Annotated in this window: 25 protein-coding genes; 15 read left to right on the top strand and 10 right to left on the bottom strand. The window is 65.2% G+C overall.

What is annotated here, in order from left to right; genetic code table 11:
• Nucleotides 1-94 precede the first annotated feature (94 nt).
• The gene (gene betI / locus GO615_RS11075) at nucleotides 95-682 is read left to right on the top strand and encodes a transcriptional regulator BetI (RefSeq protein ID WP_169127938.1); all 588 of its coding nucleotides are present in this window, start codon (nucleotides 95-97) and stop codon (nucleotides 680-682) included.
• Between the two features lie 24 nt (nucleotides 683-706).
• Here the strand turns inward: betI and GO615_RS11070 are convergent, their stop codons facing one another.
• Together GO615_RS11070 and GO615_RS11065 are read right to left on the bottom strand one after the other, a co-directional pair.
• Complete coding sequence (locus tag GO615_RS11070; protein WP_169127936.1) at nucleotides 707-1,036, bottom strand: addiction module antidote protein; 330 nt, start codon at nucleotides 1,034-1,036, stop codon at nucleotides 707-709.
• Entirely contained in the window at nucleotides 1,033-1,263 is a 231-nt protein-coding gene (locus GO615_RS11065) for a type II toxin-antitoxin system RelE/ParE family toxin (protein ID WP_339380007.1), read from the bottom strand. The genes GO615_RS11070 and GO615_RS11065 overlap by 4 nt, the downstream gene beginning before the upstream one ends.
• Nucleotides 1,264-1,586: 323 nt before the next feature.
• Here GO615_RS11065 and betB point away from each other — a divergent pair, with 323 nt between their 5' ends.
• Both betB and betA read left to right on the top strand, forming a co-directional pair.
• Nucleotides 1,587-3,059: a betaine-aldehyde dehydrogenase gene (gene betB / locus GO615_RS11060; RefSeq protein WP_169127934.1), complete on the top strand. Its 1,473-nt coding sequence runs from the start codon at nucleotides 1,587-1,589 to the stop codon at nucleotides 3,057-3,059.
• Between the two features lie 20 nt (nucleotides 3,060-3,079).
• Nucleotides 3,080-4,789: a choline dehydrogenase gene (gene betA / locus GO615_RS11055; protein ID WP_169127932.1), complete on the top strand. Its 1,710-nt coding sequence runs from the start codon at nucleotides 3,080-3,082 to the stop codon at nucleotides 4,787-4,789.
• Nucleotides 4,790-5,712: 923 nt separating this feature from the next.
• Here betA and GO615_RS11050 read toward each other — a convergent pair.
• From GO615_RS11050 to purU, 6 genes are all read right to left on the bottom strand, one after another.
• Nucleotides 5,713-6,006, bottom strand: a complete 294-nt coding sequence (locus GO615_RS11050) for a hypothetical protein (protein WP_169127922.1) — start codon at nucleotides 6,004-6,006, stop codon at nucleotides 5,713-5,715.
• Nucleotides 6,007-6,095: 89 nt separating this feature from the next.
• Nucleotides 6,096-6,617 carry a hypothetical protein gene (locus tag GO615_RS11045; RefSeq protein ID WP_169127920.1) on the bottom strand — a complete coding sequence of 174 codons (522 nt, stop codon included), beginning with the start codon at nucleotides 6,615-6,617 and terminating at the stop codon, nucleotides 6,096-6,098.
• Between the two features lie 20 nt (nucleotides 6,618-6,637).
• Nucleotides 6,638-7,402, bottom strand: coding sequence for a hypothetical protein (locus GO615_RS11040; protein ID WP_169127918.1), 765 nt, complete (start codon nucleotides 7,400-7,402; stop codon nucleotides 6,638-6,640).
• Nucleotides 7,403-8,227: 825 nt separating this feature from the next.
• Nucleotides 8,228-9,583, bottom strand: a complete 1,356-nt coding sequence (locus GO615_RS11035) for a bifunctional folylpolyglutamate synthase/dihydrofolate synthase (RefSeq protein WP_169127917.1) — start codon at nucleotides 9,581-9,583, stop codon at nucleotides 8,228-8,230.
• Nucleotides 9,580-10,485, bottom strand: a complete 906-nt coding sequence (gene folD, locus GO615_RS11030) for a bifunctional methylenetetrahydrofolate dehydrogenase/methenyltetrahydrofolate cyclohydrolase FolD (RefSeq protein ID WP_169127916.1) — start codon at nucleotides 10,483-10,485, stop codon at nucleotides 9,580-9,582. Before folD ends, GO615_RS11035 begins: the two co-directional genes overlap by 4 nt.
• Nucleotides 10,486-10,499: 14 nt before the next feature.
• Complete coding sequence (purU, locus tag GO615_RS11025; RefSeq protein ID WP_169127915.1) at nucleotides 10,500-11,381, bottom strand: formyltetrahydrofolate deformylase; 882 nt, start codon at nucleotides 11,379-11,381, stop codon at nucleotides 10,500-10,502.
• Between the two features lie 318 nt (nucleotides 11,382-11,699).
• Between purU and GO615_RS11020 the strand changes: the two genes are divergently transcribed.
• The 5 genes from GO615_RS11020 (at nucleotide 11,700) to GO615_RS11000 (ending at nucleotide 14,921) form a co-directional block, all read left to right on the top strand.
• Complete coding sequence (locus tag GO615_RS11020; protein WP_169127913.1) at nucleotides 11,700-12,398, top strand: corrinoid protein; 699 nt, start codon at nucleotides 11,700-11,702, stop codon at nucleotides 12,396-12,398.
• A 22-nt stretch (nucleotides 12,399-12,420) separates the two neighbouring features.
• Nucleotides 12,421-13,053: a DUF1638 domain-containing protein gene (locus tag GO615_RS11015; protein WP_169127912.1), complete on the top strand. Its 633-nt coding sequence runs from the start codon at nucleotides 12,421-12,423 to the stop codon at nucleotides 13,051-13,053.
• The gene (locus GO615_RS11010; RefSeq protein WP_169127911.1) at nucleotides 13,041-13,358 is read left to right on the top strand and encodes a virulence factor; all 318 of its coding nucleotides are present in this window, start codon (nucleotides 13,041-13,043) and stop codon (nucleotides 13,356-13,358) included. Before GO615_RS11015 ends, GO615_RS11010 begins: the two co-directional genes overlap by 13 nt.
• A gap of 64 nt (nucleotides 13,359-13,422) precedes the next feature.
• Nucleotides 13,423-13,896 carry a methylenetetrahydrofolate reductase C-terminal domain-containing protein gene (locus GO615_RS11005; RefSeq protein ID WP_169127910.1) on the top strand — a complete coding sequence of 158 codons (474 nt, stop codon included), beginning with the start codon at nucleotides 13,423-13,425 and terminating at the stop codon, nucleotides 13,894-13,896.
• Complete coding sequence (locus GO615_RS11000; protein ID WP_169127909.1) at nucleotides 13,893-14,921, top strand: methylenetetrahydrofolate reductase; 1,029 nt, start codon at nucleotides 13,893-13,895, stop codon at nucleotides 14,919-14,921. Before GO615_RS11005 ends, GO615_RS11000 begins: the two co-directional genes overlap by 4 nt.
• 370 nt (nucleotides 14,922-15,291) lie before the next feature.
• Here the strand turns inward: GO615_RS11000 and GO615_RS10995 are convergent, their stop codons facing one another.
• On the bottom strand, nucleotides 15,292-17,331 hold the full coding sequence (locus GO615_RS10995; RefSeq protein ID WP_169127908.1) for a hydantoinase/oxoprolinase N-terminal domain-containing protein: 2,040 nt from the start codon (nucleotides 17,329-17,331) through the stop codon (nucleotides 15,292-15,294).
• Between the two features lie 13 nt (nucleotides 17,332-17,344).
• A complete protein-coding gene (locus GO615_RS10990; RefSeq protein ID WP_211167047.1) occupies nucleotides 17,345-17,632 on the bottom strand; it encodes a CBU_0592 family membrane protein in 288 nt (95 codons plus the stop codon).
• 400 nt (nucleotides 17,633-18,032) lie between these two features.
• Here GO615_RS10990 and GO615_RS10985 point away from each other — a divergent pair, with 400 nt between their 5' ends.
• The 7 genes from GO615_RS10985 to GO615_RS10955 form a co-directional block, all read left to right on the top strand.
• Nucleotides 18,033-18,731, top strand: a complete 699-nt coding sequence (locus GO615_RS10985) for a corrinoid protein (protein ID WP_169127907.1) — start codon at nucleotides 18,033-18,035, stop codon at nucleotides 18,729-18,731.
• A 76-nt stretch (nucleotides 18,732-18,807) separates the two neighbouring features.
• Nucleotides 18,808-19,719: a dihydropteroate synthase gene (locus tag GO615_RS10980; protein ID WP_169127905.1), complete on the top strand. Its 912-nt coding sequence runs from the start codon at nucleotides 18,808-18,810 to the stop codon at nucleotides 19,717-19,719.
• Nucleotides 19,720-19,894: 175 nt separating this feature from the next.
• Nucleotides 19,895-21,937, top strand: coding sequence for an ASKHA domain-containing protein (locus GO615_RS10975; protein WP_169127903.1), 2,043 nt, complete (start codon nucleotides 19,895-19,897; stop codon nucleotides 21,935-21,937).
• Nucleotides 21,934-22,743, top strand: coding sequence for a GTP cyclohydrolase FolE2 (folE2, locus tag GO615_RS10970; RefSeq protein WP_169127901.1), 810 nt, complete (start codon nucleotides 21,934-21,936; stop codon nucleotides 22,741-22,743). The genes GO615_RS10975 and folE2 overlap by 4 nt, the downstream gene beginning before the upstream one ends.
• Nucleotides 22,736-23,419, top strand: a complete 684-nt coding sequence (locus GO615_RS10965) for a hypothetical protein (RefSeq protein ID WP_169127899.1) — start codon at nucleotides 22,736-22,738, stop codon at nucleotides 23,417-23,419. Before folE2 ends, GO615_RS10965 begins: the two co-directional genes overlap by 8 nt.
• Nucleotides 23,420-23,864: 445 nt before the next feature.
• Entirely contained in the window at nucleotides 23,865-25,127 is a 1,263-nt protein-coding gene (gene glyA, locus GO615_RS10960; RefSeq protein ID WP_169127897.1) for a serine hydroxymethyltransferase, read from the top strand.
• 22 nt (nucleotides 25,128-25,149) lie between these two features.
• A partial coding sequence (locus tag GO615_RS10955) for a serine dehydratase beta chain (protein ID WP_281358704.1) occupies nucleotides 25,150-25,543 on the top strand: 394 nt, incomplete at its 3' end.

Genomic DNA, 25,543 nt, shown 5'->3' with positions numbered 1-25,543 from the left:
ACGCCCGTTTCCGGGCTGGGCTGTATTTATATTGATTGCCTGTTCAAGCTAAACCCTTCAGACTTTCGCCTCCTGTTCCCAGTCAGAGGAATTCATGCCCAAGGTCGGAATGCAGCCGATCCGCCGGTCGCAGCTGATCGAGGCCACGCTCAAGGCGGTCGACGAGGTCGGCCTCGGCGACGCCAGCATCGCCTACATCGCACGCCTCGCCGGGGTGTCGAACGGCATCATCAGCCACTACTTCCGCGACAAAAACGGGCTGATCGAGGCGACCATGCGCCACCTGATGCAGGCGCTGGGCGAGGGCGTGCGCACGCGGCGCGCAGCGCTTTCCGACTCGCACCCGCGTGCCCATCTGCGCGCGATCATCGAGGGAAACTTCGACACCAGCCAGGTGAGCGGCGCAGCGATGAAGACTTGGCTCGCCTTCTGGGCCAGCAGCATGCATCACCCCTTGCTGCAGCGCCTGCAGCGCATCAACGACCGGCGCCTGTACTCGAACCTGTGCGGCGAGTTCCGTCGCGCGCTGCCCCCGGAGCTCGCGCGCTCCGCCGCGCGCGGCCTGGCCGCGTTGATCGACGGCTTGTGGTTGCGCGGCGCATTGTCCGGCAAGGCCTTCGACACCGAACAGGCGCTGCAGATCGCCTACGAGTACGTCGACCTGCAACTCGCCAAGGCCTGAATCAGAATTTCCGAGTTCGCTCGATCAAGCGTGTGCGTGATCTTCCGGCTCTACGGACAGGCGCATGCCGACTGTCTTGAGGACGGCCAGCAGGGTCTTGAGCGTCGGATTGCCCTTCGGTGACAGCGTGCGATAGAGGGATTCGCGACTGATGCCGGCTTCCGCCGCCACGGCGCCGAGGCCGCCGTAAGCTTCGGCCACGGTCCGCAGAGCGAGCAGGCCGGCCGCTCGATTGTCGGGATCATCTAGCGATTCCATCGCCGCCTTTAGGTATGCCACGGCCAGTTCGCGATCGGCGCGCAATTCGGCGACCTCTGCCTCATGGTGCGATACAGTGCCCTTGAGTTTGCTCATGCTTGCCTCCGTTTCCATTCCGACCACAATTCCTTGGCACGCTTGATGTCGGCCACCTGGCTGCCCTTGTTGCCACCGCACAGCAGAAGCACCACGGCTTTGCCGTGGCGTCCGCAATAGACGCGATATCCGGCCCCGACATGCACGCGCAGTTCTATTACCCCTTCGCCGACCGGCTCGCAGTCGCCGAAGTTGCCTGCTTGCACCTGGCGCAATCGAACGCGGATACGCGCCTGAGCCAGCTTGTCGCGGACCGTATCGAGCCATTCGCTGAACGGCTCGCGGCCGTCTTCGCCGCTGGTAGCGGAGAAGTTCGATCATGATTGTCATTGTAGCTTAAAAGCTACTCGTAAAATGGAAAGGGAAACGGGGCGAGCGCTGCGGCGCGTGGCGTTGAGGCAAGCATCCAGCCCGCGGATCCTCCGCGGTCGCGCGCAGAACCGCTCCGGTCGTTTTTTTGGCTGAGCGTTCAATCCCCAGCACGTAGCCTTGGCTCCGAGATCCCGCCCCGTGCGAAGCGCGGCGCGGATACCCGATCAGAGGAGTCGTCATGCCCCGTTTCACCGAACAGCAGCTCTACATCGACGGCCGCTATGTCGCGGCAACCAGCGGTGCCAACTTCGAAACCGTCAATCCGGCCAATGGCGAGGTGTTGGCGGGCGTGCAGCAGGCCAGTCGAGCCGACGTTGACCTCGCAGTCCAAAGCGCTGCGACGGGACAGAAGACGTGGGCGGCAATGACCGCGATGCAGCGCTCGCGCATTCTGCGCCGGGCCGTGGCCATTCTGCGCGAGCGCAACGATGCCCTCGCCGAGCTCGAGACGCTGGACACCGGCAAGCCGCTCGCCGAGACGCGCAGCGTCGACATCGCGACCGGGGCAGACGTGCTGGAATACTACGCCGGCCTGGCACCGGCGATCGAGGGGGCGCAGATCCCGCTGCGCGAGACGAGCTTCGTCTATACGCGCCGCGAACCCTTGGGCGTGGTCGCCGGCATCGGCGCGTGGAACTACCCCATCCAGATCGCGCTGTGGAAGTCCGCGCCGGCGCTCGCTGCGGGCAACGCGATGATCTTCAAGCCGAGTGAAATCACGCCGCTCACAGCCCTCAAGCTCGCCGAGATCTACACCGAGGCCGGCTTGCCGGATGGCGTCTTCAATGTGCTCACCGGCAGCGGCCGCAAAGTCGGCCAGTGGCTGACCGAGCACCCTGGCATCGCCAAGATCTCCTTCACGGGCGGCAGCGCGACGGGCAAGAAGGTCATGGCCAGCGCGTCGGGCTCGACGCTCAAGGAAGTGACGATGGAGCTAGGCGGCAAGTCGCCGCTCGTCATTTGCGCCGACGCCGACCTCGACCGTGCCGCCGACATTGCGGTGATGGCGAACTTCTTCAGCGCCGGTCAGGTGTGCACGAACGGCACGCGCGTGTTCGTGCCGCGCGCCCTGCAGGGCGAATTCGAGGCGCGCGTGCTGGCGCGTGTGGCGCGCATCCGCGTCGGTGATCCCATGCAGGAAAGCACCAACTTCGGCCCGCTTTCGAGCTTCAGCCACATGGACAGCGTGCTCGGCTACATCGAAAAGGGCAGGGCTGAAGGCGCGCGCCTGCTGTGCGGCGGCGCGCGGATCGTTTCCGGTGAATACGAGCGCGGCGCCTACGTCGCCCCCACGGTGTTCACGGACTGCACGGACGAGATGACCATCGTGCGCGAGGAAATCTTCGGCCCGGTCATGAGCATCCTGGTCTATGACGATGAAGAGGAGGCCGTGCGCCGCGCCAACGCGACCGACTACGGGCTCGCCGCCGGGGTCGTGACGCGCGATCTCGCCCGCGCGCACCGCATCATCCATCGCCTGGAGGCCGGCATCTGCTGGATCAACACCTGGGGCGAATCGCCGGCCGAGATGCCGGTGGGCGGCTACAAGCAGTCCGGCATCGGGCGCGAGAACGGTCTCACGACGCTGGAGCACTACACGCGGCTGAAGTCGGTGCAGGTCGAACTCGGCGAATTCCACTCGGTGTTCTGAGCCCTCCCGAGGACGATAACGTGAAGAAAGAATACGACTACATCATCATCGGCGCCGGTTCCGCCGGCAACGTGCTCGCGGCGCGCCTGACCGAGGACGCCGACGTCAGCGTGCTGCTGCTGGAGGCGGGCGGCCCCGACTATCGCCAGGACTTCCGCACCCAGATGCCGGCCGCGCTCGCCTACCCCCTGCAGGGCCGCCGCTACAACTGGGCCTACGAGACGGACCCCGAGCCGCACATGAACAAGCGGCGCATGGAGTGCGGGCGCGGCAAGGGGCTGGGCGGCTCGTCGCTGATCAACGGCATGTGCTACATCCGCGGCAACGCGCTGGATTTCGACAACTGGGCCACGGCGCGAGGGCTGGAGGACTGGACCTACCTCGACTGCCTGCCATACTTCCGCAAGGCCGAATCGCGCGACATCGGCGCCGACGACTACCACGGCGCCGACGGTCCGGTCAGCGTCGCCACGCCGAAGCCGGGCAACAATCCGCTGTTCGAAGCGATGGTGGAGGCGGGCGTGCAGGCGGGCTTCCCGCGCACCAGCGACCTCAATGGCTACCAGCAGGAAGGCTTCGGGCCGATGGACCGCACCGTGACGCCGCAAGGGCGACGCTCCAGCACCGCGCGCGGCTACCTCGACCAGGGACGCGAGCGGGCCAATCTCAGTATCGTCACCCACGCGCTCACCGACCGCATCCTCTTCAGCGGCAAGTGCGCGATTGGCGTCGCCTACCTGCACGGCGACAGTAGCGAGCCGGTCACCGTGCACGCCCGTCGCGAGGTCCTGCTGTGCGCGGGCGCGATCGCGTCGCCGCAGATCCTGCAGCGCTCCGGCGTCGGTCCCGCGCCGTTGCTGCGCAGCCTCGACATCAATGTGGTGCACGACCTGCCGGGCGTGGGCGCCAACCTTCAGGACCACCTGGAGATGTACCTGCAATACGCGTGCAAGGAGCCGGTGTCGCTGTATCCGGCGCTCAAGCTGTGGAACCAGCCCGCGATCGGCGCGCAGTGGCTGTTCAGCGGCACGGGCATCGGCGCCAGCAACCAGTTCGAGGCCGGCGGCTTCATCCGCACGCGCACGGAGTTCGCGTGGCCGAACATCCAGTTCCACTTCCTGCCGGTCGCAATCAACTACAACGGCAGCAACGCGGTGAGCGAGCACGGTTTCCAGGCGCACGTCGGCTCGATGCGCTCGCCCAGCCGCGGGCGTGTCCACGTCAAGTCGAAGGACCCCCGCCAGCACCCGAGCATCCTCTTCAACTACATGAGCACAGCGCAGGACTGGCAGGAGTTCCGCGATGCCATCCGGATCACGCGCGAGATCATGAGTCAGCCCGCGCTCGACCCGTACCGCGGCCGCGAGCTCAGCCCCGGGTTCGACGTGGAGAGCGACGCAGAGCTGGACGCCTTCGTGCGCGCGCGTGCGGAAACGGCTTTCCATCCGTCATGTTCGTGCAGGATGGGCGAGGACGACATGGCGGTCGTGGACGGTCAGGGCCGCGTACACGGCCTGCACGGGCTGCGCGTGGTCGATGCGTCTATCATGCCGCTGATCATCACCGGCAACCTCAACGCCACCACCATCATGATCGGCGAGAAGATCGCTGATCGCATCCGTGGCCGCGCGCCGTTGCCGCGCAGCACGGCACGCTATTACGTGGCCGGAGAGGCGCCGGTGCGTGGGCGCCCGGAGCGCAGCGCGGTCGAGCTGCGCGCGGCTTCCTGAGTTTGCAGGCGCTTCCGGTAACCGGACAGCGGCTGGCTACGGCTCGCCCTTCCTCTGCAATCGCGGTTGGAGCGCCTCTTCATCGAAAAAGCTGCTGTTCGGGGGAGGCGCGCAATTCGGCCGGAGCCGTCATCCAGATCGAGTTGGACAAAATGCAGGGATGTGGGCGACTGTCTACGCTCATCTCGCACTATGGATGCTACGAACCGAGACCCCACGCCCGCTATGACGTTACGATGATCGACGTCCTCCGCCCCTCTGCGTGCCCCGTTGCCGCAATCCCGTAGGGCGGGAGGAGCGCAGCGCATCCCGCCACTCAAACGTTGTCGCGCCGAAGAACACGGGTGTGGCTACGTGGGCGAGCTGACAGTCAATTGGCTTGCTGGCCGGCAGGTGGTCGGCCTGACCGGCCGTTGGGGCATGTCGCCGCCAAAGACAGCAACGGGCTGCTTAGCTGTCGTAGATCCGAAAGTTGGCTGCTACGTCCGCATCGAAGTTCGCGCTACTGACGGACCCGGACCATTGCTGTCGGTCGACTCCTTAACGAGTCAATATCCGCTTTCTGAGGGGAGCTGTAGCTGCCGATTGGGGAGCCACTGAAAATGGTGCATGGACTAAAGACTCTGCCGCAACTCGAAGTTGTCATCCTTCCGCTACGGAAAATTCAGCGCAATCGGCTCGAGGTAGCATGCAATGCTCTGCTGCACGCCATAGTGTTCAACTCTTCAATCTATTGACAGGCTCGTCTAACACGTCAATCGACCCCGCTCCCTCTGGTCGCTGGACGCTGCGCCGCGGAACAGCTCAACGTCGGTCATTCTCACGTTAGAATGCATTTCGCATAAGATCAGGCGCAAATTGGAGCTTACAGCCGTCTAAAATCCAAAGCAAACAAAGACTCAACTTCCCGAGAACCTACTTCTTCACTTCTGTTCGTTGTCGGCAATCTTGGACATGTGCTCACGAATGCCGATTTCCACATGAGCGTAACCGTTTCGGATATCCACAAAAGAGGCTTTGTGGGTTGCTGTAGCTGCCGTCACGGTCGGCCTGCTAATCGGCTTGCTGCTATGTCCATCAAGTGCTTCGCCATGAATCTCATCGTCAACTTTCCAGAATGAGGACTTACGAAACAGAGAGCTTTCAGATTCATAGGCCTTTACTACTCGTGCAAAGCCATGAATGCTAACTTTGAATGGGTAGATCAACCCTTTCACCGGGTCTCGCCTCGGCGGATGCGCGAAGAACTTCCGACACTGTAGTTGAATGCGCTCGCCCTCTACGGAATGACAGATCTGCGTCGACCTCATTCGACACCATCTGGAAGCATATTCTTCAGTTCTGGCAAGTTGGCGGAGGCCAATTTAAACGCTTCCAAAACTTCATCGTGATTGCACCGAAAACAATCTGCCATTTCAGAAGGTGTATAGGAAATCCCCGTAAGATCGATAATTCTCGAAATTATCTGTGAAAGATCTTTCGGCGACGCATCGTTTGGCTCGTAAGCGTAGTCCTCTGCAATCTGAGCAAATTCATCCTCGGAAATTTGCTCGAGCAGGAACGCGGCGTAGTGTGAGTTGTAGTCAATCAGACGATGTTGCCAGCGGACGACCGATATCAAGGACTGGACATCGGATTCCTTTTGAGCAAACAACGACTGAAATGCTGCTGCCAACTCGCTAGTTCGGGCGTATGAGATATTCCACGAATCCGACGTATTGTCAGAAGTCATGCGAAGCAGATAGTCATGCGTAAATCTTTCCGGTCGTTCGAGGCTTACATCCGCACTTGTTAGCTGCTGCGTTGTTACAAATTTCATCGAGGTCATAGATTTTGGCGTCTCCGTTGTTAGTTAGCGGATAGACCCATAACTTCGTCGAGCTTGTCCTTTACAAATCCAAATGCCGTCGCGAGTAGCCTATCTGGGCCTTCAACAACGTAGTTGAGGTCGGCCATTTTCTTGGGGCGGTCATTAATATCTATCTTGATTCCGAAGCCTTCCTCAACGACAGGAATACTTGCGATATCAATAACCGCTGCATTTACTCGTGCGCTTTGATCGAGCTCTGCTCGTCGCAATTCGTAGACATTTGCTTCAAGGTTGAGAAAGAGGTTGTCATCAGTCTTATACCCAACCTTAAACGAAACACTTGCCAATTCACCTAGTGGAGTGCTTTTCAAGAATCGATCGGCAAGGTGCGTGTGCAGCTTCTGCAATCCGATATCGGAAGGAATGTTTACGCTTAGAATCAACGCGGACTCGGAGAGCGTCCTTTCTTCCTTGAAGGCTAGCAGGCGTGCGTGGAATGCGCGCACATTCTTTTCGATCGTTTCAACTTGTCGATCAAGCGGGAGAGCCTTCGGCTCAAAGTTTTGATCGAATTGGCATGATAGCTGACTGATCAGAAGCCCTTTATGGTTGCCCTGAAAAACAATTCGCGGAGCGTTTGGGTCAAAATTGTCCGGGACGTTTGTCTGGTTGCTCTGTCCGCCCATAAATGACGAAAACGCTTTCTCTGCCTCCGCCTGCTTTAGTCGAACGCCGTCGTCACGTTCGCGAAAGCGAACAGCATAGATCGCTTGTGATATATATTTGTTGTCTCGTAGCAGCATGGTAGTGCTCTCAGCCTACTGTTAACTTATTAATCATAGCACTAGGCTGCCTCCCCGTGGGGTAGTTGAGCCTTCGAGGCGCGTTTGTTGCGTATCACGGCAGGGAGCTCCGACTATTAGTACTGCTTGACTTAGTGGGCTGGATCGCTAGCCGATCTTTAAGACTATGATCGCATTGAGCTACAAACAGTTTCCCTGTCATGCATTCCAACTTTCCGCTGCAGCGGACGCCCCTGAACTCTACGTTGAGCGTCCGCTTCCTAAAAAGCCAAGGGCCGCTCCGGATCGTCTGGCCCTGCTCACTGGATGGAAAAGCTGCCGCTCGTCGCAGCTTCGCGGAGGAGTGGCAGGTAACTGGCGTATTGCGGCTGCACTGGCATCTGCTAGCGAACGGCGGCTGAGGCCGATCACCTTCCGGCCGCCAAGCCAATCGACCGCTGGCACACGTAGCCACACCCGTGTTCTTCGGCGCGACAACGTTTGAGTGGCGGGATGCGCTGCGCTCCTCCCGCCCTACGGGATTGCGGCAACGGGGCACGCAGAGGGGCGGAGGACGTCGATCATCTTAACGGCATGGCGGGCGTAGGATCTCGGTTCGTAGCATCCATAGTGCGAGATGGGCGGCGTCTTTGGGGTGAGCGGAGCCCGGGTTCCGGCGCATAGCCATGGCGGGAGCCCCACTTGCTTCGAACACCTGCCAGCTCTGCCCGCCGTGCGACGGGCATCGGCTGCGATGATTTTGAGCGTAGGGCCGCCAGTCCGATAGATCCATTGTTGGACAAGGGCACCCGTCGCCCGGCGCTGCAGCCGTTGCATGCGAGCGGGTCATGCGGCCAATACGGCCCTCGCCGCGCCCGCCGCATACACGGACCCGGTGACGCACATCAGCGAATCGGGCGGCAGGTCGATGAGGGTGTCCCTCACCGCCTGCAACGGGTCGTCGATGATTCGCACGGGCAGGTCGGGAAAGCGCTGCCTGACCCAGTCGGCGATCGTGATCGGTTCGAGCGAACGTTGGCGGTCGGCGCGTGTCACTACAAGCGAGGCTGCTTTCGATGCGAGAATCGGGAGCAGCGTCGCGAGGTCCTTGCCGGACGAGATGGACACGACCATGTGACGCTCGCTGGACGGGAGCACCTCGAGCGAGCGCATCAGGGCGAGCGTCGAGGCTTCCGTGTGGGCACCGTCCGCGACCACCCAGGGGGCGCGTCGGAGAATCTCGGTGCGTCCAGGCAGCGTGACCTGGGCCAGGCCGCGACGGGCGGCGTCCGCGAGCTGGGGTAGGGGCAGCAGGTCGGCGTGGCGGATGCATGCAAGCGCCATCGCGGCGTTGCCGGCGAGATGGGGGCCCAGCACCGGCAAGGTGAGGTCGAGCGCCAAGGGGTGGCAGTCGAGGCGTAGCGCGAGGCCTTCAGCGTCGGCCCGCGTCACTTCGGCGGCGAACTCGATGCCGAGGCGGTGCAAGGGCGCGGCGCAGGTGGTGGCCTGGGTTTCGACCACGGCGAAGGCCTCACGGGGCAGCTCGCCGATCACGACCGGGGTCCAAGGCTTGATGATCCCGGCCTTCTCGCCGGCGATCGCCGTCAGCGTCGTGCCCAGGCGGTCCGTGTGTTCGAGCTCGACGCTGGTGATGCAGGACACGAGCGGGGAGATGACGTTGGTGGGATCGCGCCGTCCGCCGAGCCCGACCTCGATCAGCGCGACGTCGACGCGCTCGCTCTCGAACAGATCGAAGGCGATTGCCGTCGCGAAATCGAAGAACCCCGGCGGGTGCGGATCGCTCAGCAGCGCGGCGAGATGCGGACGGACGCGCTCGGCCGCGGCGACGAACTCCGCTTCGCCGATCTCCCGACCGCCGACGCGATAGCGCTCGCTGTACCGCTGCAGGTGCGGCGAGGTGTAGCTGCCGACCCGCAGGCCGGCGGCGCCGAGGATCGCCTCGCACAGCAGGACCGTGCTGCCCTTGCCTTTGGACCCCGCGACGTGGATGCACCTCAGCGCCCGCTCCGGGTTGCCGATGCGGGCAAGCAACTCGCCCACCGGCTGCAGCGCGAGCGCGGCCGGTGGGCAGGGGCGGAGCGGCTCGGCCGCGACGAGCGCGTCGATCAGCCGGGCGAGGTCGTCGGCGTGGCGCAGCGGCTGGGCTGTGGCCGCTGCGACGTCTTCGGTCGGGAAGCTCATCCCCACGCGGCCTCCATGAGTCCCTGCGGCACGGGGAGGCCGTGCTGGCGGCAGGCAGCTTCCAGCGTGTTGAGCAGCAGGCAGGCGATGGTCATTGGCCCGACGCCGCCCGGAACCGGCGTGATGGCACCGGCAACCTCGACGGCGCTGTCGAAGTCCACGTCGCCGACGAGGCGGCCCTTGCCGTCCGGTGTGTCGATGCGGTTGATGCCCACGTCGATCACCGTCGCGCCCGGCTTGATCCAGTCGCCGGGGACCATGCGGGGCCGGCCCACGGCGGCGACGAGGATGTCGGCGCGGCGGCATTCGTCGGCGAGGTCGCGCGTCTTCGAATGCGCGATCGTCACCGTGCAGCTCTCCCGCAGCAGCAGCGCGGCCATCGGCTTGCCGACGATGTTCGAACGCCCCAGCACGACCGCGCGCAGGCCGGACAGGTCACCCAGCCGGTGCTTGAGCAGCATCAGGCAGCCCAGCGGCGTGCAGGGCACCATGCCGTCGCCACCGGTCGCCAGGGCGCCCGCATTGACGGGGTGGAAGCCGTCGATGTCCTTCTCCGGGCGGATCGCGTTGATGATCCGGTCGGCGTCGACCTGCGGCGGCAGGGGCAGCTGGACGAGGATGCCGTGCACGGCCGGGTCCTCGTTGAGCCGGGCTATCAGTTCCAGCACCTTTTCCTGGGGCACGCTGTAGGGCAGGCGGTACTCGAACGAGGCCATCGAGGCTTCGCGCGCCTGACGCGCCTTGTTGCGGACGTAGACCTGGCTCGCCGGATCCTCGCCGACGAGGATGACGGCGAGGCCGGGGGTGAGGAGGTGTTGTTCGCGCAGGCGCACGACCTGGCGTCCGATCTCGGTGCGCAGGCGTTCGGCAGCTTGCTTGCCGTCGATGATCTCGGCTTTCATCCGGCTCTCCCCGCTCAACGGAACACGACGGTCTTGTTCCCCGTGAGGAACACGCGGTGCTCGATGTGGTACTTGACGGCGCGGGCGAGGGCGAGGCATTCGGTATCGCGGCCGACGGCGACGAGGTGTTCCGGCTGGTAGGTGTGATCGACGCGCTCGACGGCCTGCTCGATGATCGGGCCCTCGTCGAGGTCGGACGTCACGTAGTGCGCGGTTGCGCCGATCAGCTTCACGCCGCGGTCATGCGCCTGGTGGTAGGGCTTGGCGCCTTTGAAGCCGGGCAGGAAGGAGTGGTGGATGTTGATCGCGCGGCCAGAGAGCTTGTGGCACAGGTCCTCGGACAGCACCTGCATGTAGCGTGCGAGCACAACCAGATCGGAGCCGGTCTCGGCGACGATCTCGAGCAGACGCGCCTCCTGCGCTGCCTTCGTCTCGGGCGTCACCGGCAGGTGATGGAAGGGGATGCCGTACCAGTCGGCGAGACGCTTGAGGTCCGGGTGATTCGACACGATGGCGGGCACCTGCATCTTCAATTCGCCCGTGCGCATGCGGTAGAGCAGGTCGTCGAGGCAATGGTCGAACTTCGACACCATCAGCAGCACTTTCGGGCGAACCAGGGTGTCGTGCATCTCCCACGTGAAGTCTTCCTCCGCGCGCGGCAGCTCCTCGCCGAAGGCCTGCTTCAGTGCGTCGAAGGACGGCGTGCGGCCGGGCTCGGTCGAGAACACCGTGCGCACGAAGAAGCGCCCGGTCAGGATCTCGTCGAACTGCTGCATTTCCATGATGTAGCAATGGCGCTCGGCCAGGAAGGACGAGATGCGCGCGACCGTGCCGATCACGCCCTTGCAGCTCGCCTTGAGTACGTAAATGTTCTTGCCTTCGGTCATTACCGACATCGCGCGTCTCCTGAATGTAGCGTTGTGTCCGCCCCGGTCGTGCGAGGCGGCTCCTGATCCCTGGGTGGCCGCAACTGTTGGCCGTCGCCCAATTTAGTCTTCCGGTCAGCGCTCGCCTGTCTGGTTACGACGAGTTCTGATCGCCGCACGACACCGCGCCAGTGCTGACGATGGCGGCGATCGCGGGCGGTCCGCGGTGTCGCGTTTGGACATGAGCGGGTCGTTGAGACGCCTGCCAGTTCGAGGGGCTACGCCTAACCTGTGCCGCATCGGGTCCGCTGCGGTCGGCACCCGCAACGACTTGAAGGAGAAGACGAAATGGCGGAGCAGTTCGACGACGAAGATTTCGACCTGGCATCGCTGCCCGACGACGAGCTCATCGAGCAGGTGCACGACGACCTGTACAACGGCCTGCGCGACGAGATCGTGGAGGCGACCAACATCCTGCTGTCGCGTGGCTGGAGCGCGAGCCGGGTGCTCGACGAGGCGCTGGTCGAAGGCATGCGCATCGTCGGTGTGGATTTCCGTGACGGCATCCTGTTCGTGCCTGAAGTGCTGATGGCGGCCAATGCGATGAAAGGCGGCATGGAGATCATCCGTCCGCTGCTGGCGGACACCGGTGCGGAGACAGTGGGCAAGATCGTGATCGGCACGGTGAAGGGCGACATCCACGACATCGGCAAGAACCTGGTGGCGATGATGATGGAAGGGGCGGGCTTCGAGGTGATCGACATCGGCATCAACATCCCGGTGGAGACCTACATCGAGGAACTGGAGAAGCATAAGCCGGACATTCTGGGCATGTCGGCGCTGCTGACGACGACGATGCCCTACATGAAGGTCGTGATCGACACGCTGAAGGAGAAGGGCATGCGCGACGACTACATCGTGCTGGTGGGTGGCGCGCCGCTGAACGAGGCCTTCGGCAAGGCGGTGGGGGCGGATGCCTACTGCCGCGATGCGGGCGTGGCCGTCGAGACTGCCAAGGCGCTCATCCAGCAACGGCGCGCCGCCTGATTCCCGACAACGAGGCGCTGGCATGGAGCCCGTCCTGATCATCGCCTGCGGTGCGCTTGCACGCGAGCTGAAGGCCGTGATCGCCGCGAACGGCTGGCAGCACGTGCAGCTGCATTGCCTGCCGGCGGACCTCCATAACCGCCCGGACCGCATCCCCGAGGCGGTGCGCGAGCAGATCCGGGCGAGCCGACTGCGCTTCGCCCGCATCCTCGTCGGCTATGCCGACTGCGGCACCGGGGGGCTGCTCGACCGCGTGCTCGAAGAGGAGGGCATCGAGCGCCTGCCGGGCGCGCATTGCTACGAGTTCTACGCTGGCACTCCGGCCTTCACGGCGCTCGCCGATGCCGAACCGGGCAGTTTCTACCTGACGGATTTCCTCGTGCGCCACTTCGAGCGGCTGGTGATCCGGGAGCTCGGCATCGAGCGCCACCCGGAACTCGCGTCGCAGTACTTCGGCAACTACCGCCGGCTTGTGTACCTCGCCCAGTCGGAGGACGCGCAGCTGCTGGAGCAGGCGCGGGACGCCGCCAGAAGGCTCGACCTCGAATTCCATCATCAATTCACGGGCTACGGCGACCTCGAAGGGGCCGTCGTCCGCTTCCACAGACAGCCGGGGCGCGATGCCCGCAGGGAGCAGGATTCATGGCAAAGCTGATTGTTGTGCAGTGGCGTGACATCCCTGCGCAGGTGATCGTCAAGAACGGCCGGGAGAGCGCAAAGGTGCAGCTCTCGGAGCGTTTCCAGGTCGCAATCGACCGGGCGGCGATGCGCGCCGGCAAGGGTAGTTCCGAGGCCTATCTCGAGGATTGGCAGCGGCAGCCGCCGCGCGAGTGCGGAAGCGACCTGCAGGCCGAAGCTTCCGCCGAGGCCGAGCGCATCGAAGCGCGATACAGCGACGGCGACCTCGAAACCCTGGTCCGTGCGAAGGGCGTGGCGGTCGCGCAGGACGCCGCGAACTAGAAAACGACATCGACAAACATCCACGCTGCCGCGCCAACGACGGTGGCGGACGAAGGAGACATTCATGTACGCAGTACGCCGGTGGGTGGTCCGACACTCACGGGGTTTCGAGATGATCTACAACGCCTTCGAGCCGGTCATCGCGCGGCTCGATCCGCTGTGGCGCCGCATCGGATACGCGCGCGCGGAAGGACCCGTCGCGAGGGTCGAGAGGGCCGTCAAGGGTTTCCTGTTCGACTGCAAGATGTGCGGCCAGTGCGCGCTGAGTTCGACCGGCATGTCCTGTCCGATGAACTGCCCCAAGACACTGCGCAACGGCCCCTGCGGCGGCGTGCGGGCGAACGGCCATTGCGAGGTCAAGCCGGAGATGAAGTGCGTGTGGGCGGAGGCCTGGGCCGGGAGCCAACACATGAAGTCCGGCACGAAGATCCACGTGGTGCAGAAGCCCGTCGATAACCGCTTCCGCGACACCTCGTCCTGGTTGCGCGTGGTGCGCCAGATCGCCGAGAAACGCGCACCGCAGGGAGAGCAGAAATGATTTTCGACGACGAACCGACACCCGGCGAAGGACTGCCGATCCTGCCCGGCCACGTTTCACCGGGCCGCCTGGAGCGCGTGCTGCGCGCGGGTAAGTTCGCGGTGACCTCCGAGATCGACCCGCCCGATTCGGCCGATCCCGACGAAGTGTTCAAGCGCGCCGCGATCTTCGACGGCTACGTCGACGCGATCAACGCAACCGACGGCTCGGGGGCGAACTGCCACATGTCCAGCGTCGGCGTGTGCTCGCTGCTGACGCGCCGCGGCTACGCGATGGTGATGCAGATCTCCTGCCGCGACCGCAACCGCATCGCCATCCAGGGCGAGATCCTCGGCGGCGCCGCGATGGGTGTGGCCAACATCATGTGCCTGACCGGCGACGGCGTGCAGGCGGGCGACCATCCGCAGGCCAAGCCCGTGTTCGATCTCGACTCGATGTCGCTGCTGGAGATCGCCCGCGCGATGCGCGACGAGCACCGCTTCCAGAGCGGCCGCAAGCTCGACACGCCGCCGCGCGTGTTCCTCGGCGCGGCCGAGAACCCCTTCGCGCCGCCCTTCGACTGGCGTCCGCATCGGCTCGCGAAGAAGGTCGCGGCCGGCGCGCAGTTCATCCAGACGCAGTACTGCTACGACATCCCGCGCCTGAAGATCTTCATGGCGCAGGTGCGCGACCTGGGCCTGCTCGAAGGGCCGAACCGTGTGTTCATCATGCCCGGCGTCGGCCCGCTCGCGTCCGCCAAGAGCGCGACCTGGATCCGCGAGCACGTGCCCGGCGTCCATATTCCGGACAGCGTCATCAAGCGCCTGGCCGGTGCCGAGAAGCAGAAGGCCGAAGGCCGGAAGCTGTGCATCGACCTGATCCAGGAGATCCGCGAGATCGAAGGCGTCTCCGGGGTGCATGTGATGGCCTACCGTCAGGAGGAGGCGGTCGCGGAAATCATCCAGAGCTCCGGAGTGCTTGAGGGACGCGTGCCGTGGTATCCGGGGCGTGACCGGCAGCTTCTACGGGAGGCGATGGAGGCCTGACCGACGCCGCAGGATGACAACGCCCAAGCCCTTCGCCAAGCCTGCAATGGATTTGTCGAAGGGCAATCGATCCGTAAAGGGCGGAGCGGCTTCCCCCGAACGGCACTCGTTGCCGAGTTATCAAGCGCTTACGCGGCGTGCTTGAGGCTCCCGTACGTCGCTTCGCCGCGCGCGGCCAGAAGCGCGATCTCGGCAGAGGAGGGGGCCGCTGCGCTGGAGCTCCTCGAATGCGACGCCGCAGTCGCTGAGCACCGCCACGCTGCTGCACTTCGAGGAGCGGTACCGGCCGCGTATCGACTGGGCGGACTGGCTCGGCAAGTTCGGTGTGAGTCTCCCGCGGAGCGGTGAACAGCCGCGGTTCACCGACTACTCAGGCCAGCTCGGCTTGCGTGACGCGATCAGTGCGCCGGCACGGCGGACCGTAGGCGATCGCGGTGAGCCGCATCTCGAAGAACACGTCGCCGTCGATCTCGTTGCTGACGCTGTTCTCGTCCTGTTCGAAGTCGATCTGTACCGAGGCCGCCCCGGCCTGGCGTGCTTGGCTCGCCGCTTCGTCGGCGGCGAGCGCACGTGCGTATTCGATCGCTTCGCCGAGCTGCGTGAAGTCCTTCGGCCCTTCGGCCGCGAAGACGCGGAAAGTGCCCCGCGTCGGCTGCGTGATCGTCAGGTGCACCCGCTGCGCGACTTCGCCCAGCACCGCGCCGACGGCGTTCGCGACTTCCGCGAAGCGCGGCATGTAGAGGCCGGTGCGCAACCCGCGCGCGACTTCGGGGTAGTAGCTCGCGGCGGGGCCGCCGACGGCGACGACCGGAGCGTCGCCCGCGAACTGGACGGAGAACAGCGCGGGCTTGGACGGATCCCGGCGCTGTTCCATGACCATCTCGGTGAGCAGCCGCGCGAGCTTGTCCGCCTGGGCCGCGGCGAGCCGGTTCTGTTCGTGCAGCCCGGCCTCGATCAGTTTCTGGCTGATGCCGTCGACGACGAGATCGAAGACCTCGCGTGACGGGCCTTCCGCGTCGCCGTCGGGCCACGTGCCGCATCCGTACAGGCGCCGCATCTGGCGCGCCCAGATCCGCGCCCCCAGCTCCGCGGCACGCGTGGACCAATGGCTTGAGATGCCGAGCACGTGGGCCGCGTCGGTGGGCGTGAAGCCGCTGTAGATCACCAGCCCCTTGCGTTCGAGGCGGGCGAGGGCGCGGGCGAGCCGGCGGTCCTCCGCGGTGGCGTATTCCATGTCCACGGGTTTGACCGACACACGCTCCCAGGCCTGCCGTTCGTCGTCGGGCAGGCGCGCCAGCAGCGCCTCGTCGTGCTGCAGGCGCAGCGCGAAGCGCAGTTGGCTGCCGTGGGGAGCCGATGTCGCCTGACGCTCGAGGACGGGCAGCACTTCCGGATGTTCGGCGGCGAGCAGGCTGAGCGGCACGACGCGGCGCGGGCCGATCGCGATCCCTTCGCCGCCGCTGAAGCGGACCTCGCTGTCGCCACCGAGACCGATCGAGTACACGCGCACCGCCTCGACCATCGGCTGCCATCCGCCGATCAAGGCGCCGTCGAAGCTCAGTTCCGGCCGCCCGTTGCGCACGACGGCGATGTCGGTCGTCGTGCCTCCCATGTCGGCGACGATCGCATCGCGCAGTCCGCTCAGCGCACAGGCGCCCAGCACGCTCGCCGCGGGGCCGGACAGCACCGTCCCGACCGGCCGCTGCAGCGCCGATTGCGCATTGATCAGCGAGCCGTCGCCCTTGACGATCATCAGCGGGGCGTCGATGCCGCGCGCGGCCAGGATGGCCTCCACCGACTCGATGAGGCGCTGGACGTGGGTGATCATGCGCGCATTGAGTGCCACCGTCGCCGCGCGACGCGGCGCGCCGAGCGAGGACGCGAGCTCATGCCCGCAGGTCACCGGCTTGCGCGAGAGTTCCTGCACGATTTCGCGCACCCGTACTTCGTGACGTGGGTTGCGCACACTGAAGGTCGCCGAGATGGCGAAGGCCGACACCTTGTCGCGCCAGTTCAGGATTGCGTTGCGCACAGCCTCTTCGTCGAGCGGTGCGGCTTCCGCGCCGCCGGCATCGTGTCCGCCGGCAATCGTGACGATCGTCTCGGGGCCGAGCAGCTCCGCGAGCCCGCTGTTCCGCACCTGGCGCTCGTCGTAGCCGATCAGCAGCGCGCAGACGGGCGAACCTTTGCCTTCGACGACGGAGTTCGTCGTCAGCGTGGTCGACAGGGAGACGAGGGAGACGTTGGAAAGGGATTCGGGCGGCAGGCTGTCGATCGCGCGTGCGATGCCGACGGTCAGGTCGTAGCGCGTCGTCAGCTGTTTGGCGGCAGCGATCACTTCGCGCCGCTCGTCGACGAGCACGGCGTCGGTGAAGGTGCCGCCCGTATCGATACCCAGCATCAGGCCCATTCTTGTCTCCCGGTCAGGTTTCGGTTTCCGCGCACTTGGCGCCCAGGCGTTCCGTCTTGCGGCTGCGCGCGTACATCGCCCGCAACAGGCCGATGAGACTCAGGCCGAGCCATAGCACCTGGGTGATCACGGCCGCGAGGTTGAAGTCATGCATCAGCGAGACCAGCAGGCAGGCGGGGCTGAGGATGTTCAGTCCGATGTAGCGAAGGTCGTCGTGCTGGAGGCGGCCCATCTGCAGGCCGGCGTATGCGACGAGACAGGCGATCACACCGACGAGTCCGACAAAATCCGAGGGGGTCATGAAGGTCTGGAGAAAGTTGATGGGGCAGGTGCTCCTAAGGCGGCATGGGCCATGGAGCTTGTTGTTGTGGTGTCACCCCGCCGGTGTGACCTCCACCGCGGCGTCTCCTTACAACATCCGCAGATTGATGTATGCGCAATTTAGTCTTCTTTCCGACCTTCGCTTGTCTGGTTGCGACGGCTTCGGGTCGTGAGGCGACAGTCCCGTCATTGCTGACGGGCAAGCTCGCTAGCCGCGAATGGGCGGTATGAGGGGCTGCATAAGGAGCTGCATAAGCCTGTCGCGTTTGGACATGGCGGGGTCGTTGAGATGCCTGCCAGTTGCGGGGCGCCGCCCTAACCTGTGCCGCATCGGGTCCGCTGCGGTCGGCACCCGCAACGATTTGAAGGAGAAGACGACCATGGCGGAGCAATTCGAGGACGAAGATTTCGACCTGGCATCGCTGCCCGACGACGAGCTCATCGAGCAGATGCACGACGACCTGTACAACGGCCTGCGCGAGGAGATCGTGGAGGCGACCAACATCCTGCTGTCGCGCGGCTGGAGCGCGAGCCGGGTGCTCGACGAGGCGCTGGTCGAAGGCATGCGTATCGTGGGCGTGGATTTCCGCGACGGCATCCTGTTCGTGCCCGAAGTGCTGATGGCGGCCAACGCGATGAAGGGCGGCATGGAGATCATCCGTCCGCTGCTGGCGGACACCGGTGCGGAGACAGTGGGCAAGATCGTGATCGGCACGGTGAAGGGCGACATCCACGACATCGGCAAGAACCTGGTGGCGATGATGATGGAAGGGGCGGGCTTCGAGGTGATCGACATCGGCATCAACATCCCGGTGGAGACCTACATCGAGGAACTGGAGAAGCACAAGCCGGACATCCTGGGGATGTCGGCGCTGCTGACGACGACGATGCCCTACATGAAGGTCGTGATCGACACGCTGAAGGAAAAGGGCCTGCGCGACGACTACATCGTGCTGGTGGGTGGCGCGCCGCTGAACGAGGCCTTCGGCAAGGCGGTGGGGGCGGATGCTTACTGCCGCGATGCGGGCGTGGCGGTCGAGACCGCCAAGGCCCTTATCCAGCAGCGGCGCGCGGCCTGATGCGCCTCCACAACGACAAGAAGCACATACGCGCGGTGCCGCTATCCGGCGCCCGCAATCCACAAAGGATGGAAAAATGACCGACACCGTAATCAGTTCGCACAAGAAGGAAGTCGTCATCGGCTTCGAGCGTCCCTTCGTCGTCATCGGCGAGCGCATCAATCCGACCGGCCGCAAGCTGCTCGCGGCCGAGATGGCGGCGGGCGATTTCTCCCGCGTGATCTCCGACGTTCAGGCGCAGCTCGAGGCCGGCGCGCACATGCTCGACGTTAATGCGGGCATCCCGCTCGCGGACGAGCCGGCGATCCTGGCTGAGACCGTCAAGCTGGTGCAGTCGCTGACCGACGTGCCGCTGTCGATCGACTCCTCGATCGTCGCCGCGCTCGAGGCCGGCCTCTCGGTCTATAAGGGCAAGGCGCTGGTGAACTCCGTGACCGGCGAGGAAGACCGCCTGGAGACGGTGCTGCCGCTGGTGAAAAAGTACGGTGCAGCGGTGGTCGCGATCAGCAACGACGAAACCGGCATCTCGCAGGATCCCAACGTGCGCTTCGAGATCGCGCGCAAGATTGTCAATCGCGCGGCCGACTACGGCATCCCCGCCTGCGACGTCGTCGTCGATCCGCTGGTGATGCCGATCGGCGCGGTGCCCACGTCCGGCCGCCAGGTGTTCGAGCTGTGCCATCGCCTGCAGAAGGAGTTGAAGGTGAACACCACCTGCGGCGCCTCGAACGTCAGCTTCGGCCTGCCCAACCGCAACGGCGTCAATGCCGCCTTCATGAGCATGGCGATCGCCTCGGGCATGACTTCGGCGATCACCAACCCGCTGCACACCGAGATCATGACCGCGATCATGGGCGCGGACGTGCTGATGGGGCATGACCAGGACTGCATGCGCTGGATCCGCAAGTTCCGTGAAGTGCCGCCGGCGGGCGAGGGCGGTGAAGTGCGCGGGCGGCGCGAGACGCGGCGTCGGCGGGTGGAGGCTTGATTAGCTGGTTTCCTCCCCTTTGAAGGCGAGGGAGAGCTCGCCCGGCCGCCTTCAAATACCACCGTTCGCCCTGAGCCTGTCGAAGGGCATTGACAGGGCTTCGACAGGCTCAGCCCGAACGGTATTCAATGCAGCCAAAACAAGAACAAAACCCCAACCCCTCCAGGAGAGCACCGTGACCCAGGACGCCCTCGTCGTCTTCACCCCCTCCGGACGGCGCGGCCGCTTTCCCATCGGCACGCCGGTCCTCCAGGCCGCGCGCGCGCTCGGCGTCGACATCGACTCGGTGTGCGGCGGACGTGGCATCTGTGGCCGCTGCCAGGTCGTGCTGAGCGAAGGCGAGTTCGCCAAGCACGGTTTGAACTCCTGTGCGAGCAACCTCAGCGAGCGCAGCGAGAACGAGCAGGCGTGGGAAAAGACCCACGGCGCGATGAGCCCCGGCCGACGCCTGAGCTGCTCGACGACCGTGCTCGGCGACGTCGTGATCGACGTGCCCGCCGACAGTCAGGTGCATCGCCAGATCGTGCGCAAGCGCGCCGAAGTGCGCGACATCGAGCTCGATCCCGCGGTCCGGCTGTACTACGTCGAAGTGCAGCAGCCGGACATGCACGTGCCTTCGTCCGACCTGCGCCGCCTGAAGGAGGCGCTGGACTTCGACTGGCGCCTGACGAACCTGCAGGCCGACATCCGCGTCGTGCAGGAGCTGCAGTCTGCCCTCCGTCAAGGCGAATGGAAGGTCACCGTCGCCGTGGTCGATTCCGAACGCATCATCGCGGTGTGGCCGGGCCTGCGCGAGAAGGTCTACGGCATGGCGGTGGACGTCGGCTCGACGACCATCGCCGCGCACCTGTGCGATCTGCAGACGGGCGAGGTCGTCGCGTCCGCGGGCAAGATGAACCCGCAGATCCGCTTCGGCGAAGACCTGATGAGCCGCGTCTCCTACGTGATGATGAAGCCGGGTGGCGACGGCGAGATGACACGCGAGGTGCGCGCGGCGCTCAACGGGCTGGCCTCCGAACTCGCGGCCGAGGCGGGCATCCGGGTTGTCGATATCCTCGAAGCGACCTTCGTCGGCAACCCGATCATGCACCACCTCCTGTTCGGGATTAACCCGATCGAACTTGGCGGCGCGCCGTTTGCCTTGGCGACCGACGAGGCGGTGACCGGCCTGTGGGCGACCGAGATCGATCTCCACATCCACCCCAACGCGCGCATCTACGCGCTGCCCTGCATCGCCGGCCATGTCGGGGCGGACACGGCAGGGGCGATCCTGTCCGAGACGCCCTACCTCACCGACGCGATGACGCTGATCGTCGACATCGGCACCAACGCCGAGATCGTCCTTGGCAATCGCACCCGCCTGCTCGCGGCGTCCAGCCCCACCGGGCCCGCCTTCGAGGGTGCGCAGATCAGCTGCGGCCAGCGCGCGGCGCCGGGTGCGATGGAGCGCGTGCGCATCGATCCGGTGACGCTCGAGCCGCGCTTCAGGGTGATCGGCAGCGAATTGTGGTCGGACGAAGCGGGCTTCGCCGCAGCGACGGCCGCAACCGGCATCACCGGCATATGCGGCTCGGGCATCGTCGAGGTCATCGCCGAGATGTACCTCGCCGGCATCATCGACCAGGACGGCGTGATCGACGGTTCGCTCGCGCAGCGCAATCCGCGCATCACGCCCAACGGGCGCACCTTCGCGTACACGCTCGTCGAGACGGACGAGCGCACGCTGCAGATCACGCAGAACGACGTGCGCGCGATCCAGCTCGCGAAAGCCGCGCTGTATGCCGGCGTACGCCTGCTGATGGACAAGATGGGTGTCGAGCGCGTCGAGCGGATCAGCCTCGCTGGCGCCTTCGGCAGCCACATCGATGTCAAGTACGCGATGATCCTGGGCCTGATCCCCGACTGCCCGCTCGATCATGTCGCTGCGGTCGGCAATTCGGCGGGGACGGGCGCGCGCATCGCGCTCCTGAACCGCGGCCGGCGCGAGGAAATCGAGACCGTCGTGCGCCGTGTCGACAAGATCGAGACGGCGGTCGAGCCGAGCTTCCAGCAGTATTTCGTCGATGCGATGGCGATTCCGCACAAGTCCGATCCCTTCCTGAACCTGCGCGCGGTCGTGCAGCTACCGGAGAACAAGGTCCGCGAGCGGGAAGGCGCAGCGGGACGGCCGCGGCGCGGACGGCGGGAGCGTACCCTATCCGAAGAGGCCGGGACATGAGCGAAAAACTTGAAGACGTGCAGAACGCCGAGGACGAGCGCCGCATCGCCATCGACAAGGTCGGCATCAAGGGGATCCGCCATCCCGTGAGCGTGCGCGACAAGAGCGAGGGCGTGCAGCACACGGTCGCGGAATTCAGCATGTTCGTCGGCCTGCCGCAGCATTTCAAGGGCACGCACATGTCGCGCTTCATCGAGATCCTGAACGGCAACGAGCGCGAGATCTCGGTCGAGTCGATCGGGCCGATGCTGCGCGAGATGGTCGCGCGCCTGGAAGCCGAGACGGGCATGATCGAGTTGCGCTTCCCGTATTTCATCAACAAGGCCGCGCCGGTGTCCGGCGTGCAGAGCCTGATGGACTACGAGGTCAGCTTCATCGCGGAACTGCGCGAAGGCGGGGAATACGTCTTCACGATGAAGGTCGTGGTGCCGGTGACGAGCCTGTGCCCGTGCTCGAAAAAGATCTCGCAATACGGCGCGCACAACCAGCGCTCGCACGTGACCGTCACCGCGCAGACACGTGGCTTCGTGTGGATCGAGGAAGTCGTCCGGCTTGTCGAGAGCCAGGCTTCGTGCGAACTTTACGGCCTGCTCAAGCGTACGGATGAAAAGTTCGTGACCGAACGTGCCTACGAGAATCCAAAATTCGTCGAAGACATGGTGCGCGACGTCGCGGGCCTGCTCGATGCCGAGAGGCGCATCGAGCGTTACGTCGTGGAGTCGGAGAACTTCGAGTCCATTCACAATCATTCGGCCTACGCGCTGATCGAACGCGACAAGCGCGTCGCCCGACAGGAATATGAATAGTTCACGGTTTGAAATATCGATCGGCGAGGCGCTTTCGGCCCACGGGCTCATCGTGCGCGGCGGCTTCAATTGCGGACCCGAAGAGCGTGCGCCGCAGGGTCCCTCCGGGAGTCCGGCACGCGCGGTCGTGGTGGTCGGGCAGGCCGGCGCGTCCGCCTGGCCGCATTTCCTGGCATGGCGCGAGCGCCAGCCGAAGGAGCTGCGCGACCCGCTCGACACCTGGGCGCGCGAGGTGATCGGTGCCGTGGCCGCGCAGGTCGGCGCGCGGGCGGTTTCGCCTTCGGACCGACCTTTCGTCCCGTTCCAGCAATGGGCGATGCGCGCAGAGGGATTGCGCGCGTCTCCGCTCGGCCTCCTCATGCATCCACGCTACGGCTTGTGGCATGCCTACCGCGGCGCGCTGCTGTTCGACACGGAAATCGAGGTTGCGGCAGGGGAGGAGGCGGTGCATCTGTGCGACGCCTGTGTCGCAAAGCCGTGCCTGAAATCCTGTCCGGTCGGCGCGTATTCCGGTACGGGCTTCGACTACGCCGGGTGCCGGAGCCAGCTGCACTCGGGGGCCGGCCGGCAGTGCATGAGCTCCGGCTGCCTCGACCGCCTTGCCTGTCCCCACGGCGCGGCCTATCGCTATCCGACAGACATGCAGGTATTCCACATGAAGGCGTTCGTCGCCTGATGCGGGCGTAGCGCAGCGTAATCCCGCCAGTTCCTCGGTCGTGCAGGTTCCTCGGTCGCTGGCCGGATGCGTCTTCGGCTCCTCCCGCCCTACGATCCCGTGGTTCACGCCCTGCTTCTTCCGTAGGGCGGGAGTAGCGCAGCGTATCCCGCCGATCCACCGGCCGAAGGTATTCCAGGGCTGCATGGCGGGATACGCCTTCGGCTGCTCCCGCCCTACGATTCCGTGCTTCCTGCCGCGCCGTGGTCGGTGGGACCCGCAGCGCTTTTCATGCGTGTCGCAATTTCGCATACCGTCGTGGGCATCGGTCCGAATTGAGCACGTGCGTGACGGATACAGGCAAAGGCCCCGTCGCTGGAATTCCTACCATCTCCTCCCATGAAGCCGCGATTGCGTCGCGGCACAAGGCTCATACGACAGCCAACAAACCGAGGAGACAGGACCCATGTTTGCACTGACCGACCGCATTGCCGATTTCGACGACGAGCTGCAGGCGGCGATGGAGGGCGAGTTCGAGCGCCAGGAATCGCACATCGAACTGATCGCCTCGGAGAACTACACCAGCCCGCGCGTGCTCGAAGCGCAGGGCAGCGTGCTCACCAACAAGTACGCCGAGGGCTACCCGGCGAAGCGCTACTACGGCGGCTGCGAGCACGTCGATGTGGTCGAGCAGCTCGCGATCGATCGCGCCAAGCTGCTCTTCGGCGCCGACTTCGCCAATGTCCAGCCGCACTCGGGCTCGCAGGCCAACGCCGCGGTGTACATGGCGCTGCTCGAGCCGCACGACACCGTGCTGGGCATGAGCCTCGCCCACGGCGGGCACCTCACGCACGGCGCCAAGGTGAACTTCTCCGGCAAGCTCTACAACGCCATCCAGTATGGCCTCGATGAAGCGACCGGCGAGATCGACTACGCCCAGGTCGAACAGCTCGCCAAGGAGCACAAGCCGAAGATGATCGTCGCGGGCTTCTCGGCCTACTCGCGCGTGGTCGACTGGCAGCGCTTCCGCGAGATCGCCGATGCCGTGGGCGCGTACCTCTTCGTCGACATGGCGCACGTCGCCGGCCTCGTCGCCGCGGGCCTGTATCCCAACCCCATCCCCTTCGCCGATGTCGTCACCACCACCACCCACAAGACCCTGCGCGGCCCGCGCGGCGGCCTGATCCTCGCGCGCGCCAACCCGGATCTGGAGAAGAAGCTCAACGCCGTGGTGTTCCCCGGCATCCAGGGCGGCCCGCTCATGCACGTCATCGCGGGCAAGGCGGTCGCGCTCAAGGAAGCGCTGCAGCCTGAGTTTCGCGCCTACCAGCAGCAGGTGCTCAAGAACGCCCGCGCGATGGCGGGCGTCTTCATCGAGCGCGGCTACAAGATCGTCTCCGGCGGCACGGACGACCACCTCTTCCTCGTCGATCTCGTCGCCAAGGGCCTCACCGGCAAGGCGGCCGATGCGGCCCTCGGCGCGGCCCACATCACGGTGAACAAGAACGCCGTGCCCAACGACCCGCAGTCGCCCTTCGTCACCAGCGGCATCCGCATCGGCACGCCCGCGATCACCACGCGCGGCCTGCAGGAAGCCGAAGCCAAGGAGCTCACCCACTGGATCTGCGACGTGCTCGACCACATCGACGACCAGGCGGTGAGCGCCGCGGTGCGCGAGAAGGTCTCGGCCTTGTGCGCGCGCTTCCCGGTCTATCCGGCCACCCGCTGATCGGCCCGCGGAGCGACCCGTCATGGCGATCAGCGTATTCGAGATGTTCAAGGTCGGGATCGGCCCGTCGAGTTCCCATACGGTGGGGCCCATGCGTGCCGCGCTCACCTTCGCGTCCGGCCTCAAGGACGCGGGGGTCCTGCCGCGCGTGCGGCGGGTGAAGGCAGAGCTGTACGGCTCGCTGGGGGCCACCGGCAAGGGCCACGGCAGCGACAAGGCCGTGCTGCTGGGCCTGGAAGGCGAGGCGCCCGACCTCGTCGACCCCGACACCATCGACAGCCGCCTCGCACGCATCCGCGAGGGCAAGCGCCTGACGCTGCTGGGCCTCCACCCGGTGGACTACTGCGAGAAGACCGACCTCGTCTTCCTGCGCCGCCAGACGCTCCCCTACCACCCCAACGGGATGCGCCTGACGG

The organism is Aromatoleum evansii, from assembly GCF_012910805.1.
GTDB lineage: Bacteria > Pseudomonadota > Gammaproteobacteria > Burkholderiales > Rhodocyclaceae > Aromatoleum > Aromatoleum evansii.
This window is presented reverse-complemented; position numbering and strand designations above follow the sequence as displayed.

Bases quoted from the DNA above. Each gene is read 5' to 3' on its own strand.
- betI (WP_169127938.1), top strand. From the start codon at position 95: ATGCCCAAGGTCGGAATGCAGCCGATCCGCCGGTCGCAGCTGATCGAG.
- GO615_RS11070 (WP_169127936.1), bottom strand. From the start codon at position 1,036: ATGAGCAAACTCAAGGGCACTGTATCGCACCATGAGGCAGAGGTCGCC.
- betB (WP_169127934.1), top strand. From the start codon at position 1,587: ATGCCCCGTTTCACCGAACAGCAGCTCTACATCGACGGCCGCTATGTC.
- GO615_RS11045 (WP_169127920.1), bottom strand. From the start codon at position 6,617: ATGACCTCGATGAAATTTGTAACAACGCAGCAGCTAACAAGTGCGGAT.
- GO615_RS11040 (WP_169127918.1), bottom strand. From the start codon at position 7,402: ATGCTGCTACGAGACAACAAATATATATCACAAGCGATCTATGCTGTT.
- GO615_RS11035 (WP_169127917.1), bottom strand. From the start codon at position 9,583: ATGAGCTTCCCGACCGAAGACGTCGCAGCGGCCACAGCCCAGCCGCTG.
- folD (WP_169127916.1), bottom strand. From the start codon at position 10,485: ATGAAAGCCGAGATCATCGACGGCAAGCAAGCTGCCGAACGCCTGCGC.
- purU (WP_169127915.1), bottom strand. From the start codon at position 11,381: ATGTCGGTAATGACCGAAGGCAAGAACATTTACGTACTCAAGGCGAGC.
- GO615_RS11020 (WP_169127913.1), top strand. From the start codon at position 11,700: ATGGCGGAGCAGTTCGACGACGAAGATTTCGACCTGGCATCGCTGCCC.
- GO615_RS11015 (WP_169127912.1), top strand. From the start codon at position 12,421: ATGGAGCCCGTCCTGATCATCGCCTGCGGTGCGCTTGCACGCGAGCTG.
- GO615_RS11010 (WP_169127911.1), top strand. From the start codon at position 13,041: ATGGCAAAGCTGATTGTTGTGCAGTGGCGTGACATCCCTGCGCAGGTG.
- GO615_RS11005 (WP_169127910.1), top strand. From the start codon at position 13,423: ATGTACGCAGTACGCCGGTGGGTGGTCCGACACTCACGGGGTTTCGAG.
- GO615_RS11000 (WP_169127909.1), top strand. From the start codon at position 13,893: ATGATTTTCGACGACGAACCGACACCCGGCGAAGGACTGCCGATCCTG.
- GO615_RS10995 (WP_169127908.1), bottom strand. From the start codon at position 17,331: ATGGGCCTGATGCTGGGTATCGATACGGGCGGCACCTTCACCGACGCC.
- GO615_RS10990 (WP_211167047.1), bottom strand. From the start codon at position 17,632: ATGACCCCCTCGGATTTTGTCGGACTCGTCGGTGTGATCGCCTGTCTC.
- GO615_RS10985 (WP_169127907.1), top strand. From the start codon at position 18,033: ATGGCGGAGCAATTCGAGGACGAAGATTTCGACCTGGCATCGCTGCCC.
- GO615_RS10980 (WP_169127905.1), top strand. From the start codon at position 18,808: ATGACCGACACCGTAATCAGTTCGCACAAGAAGGAAGTCGTCATCGGC.
- folE2 (WP_169127901.1), top strand. From the start codon at position 21,934: ATGAGCGAAAAACTTGAAGACGTGCAGAACGCCGAGGACGAGCGCCGC.
- GO615_RS10965 (WP_169127899.1), top strand. From the start codon at position 22,736: ATGAATAGTTCACGGTTTGAAATATCGATCGGCGAGGCGCTTTCGGCC.
- glyA (WP_169127897.1), top strand. From the start codon at position 23,865: ATGTTTGCACTGACCGACCGCATTGCCGATTTCGACGACGAGCTGCAG.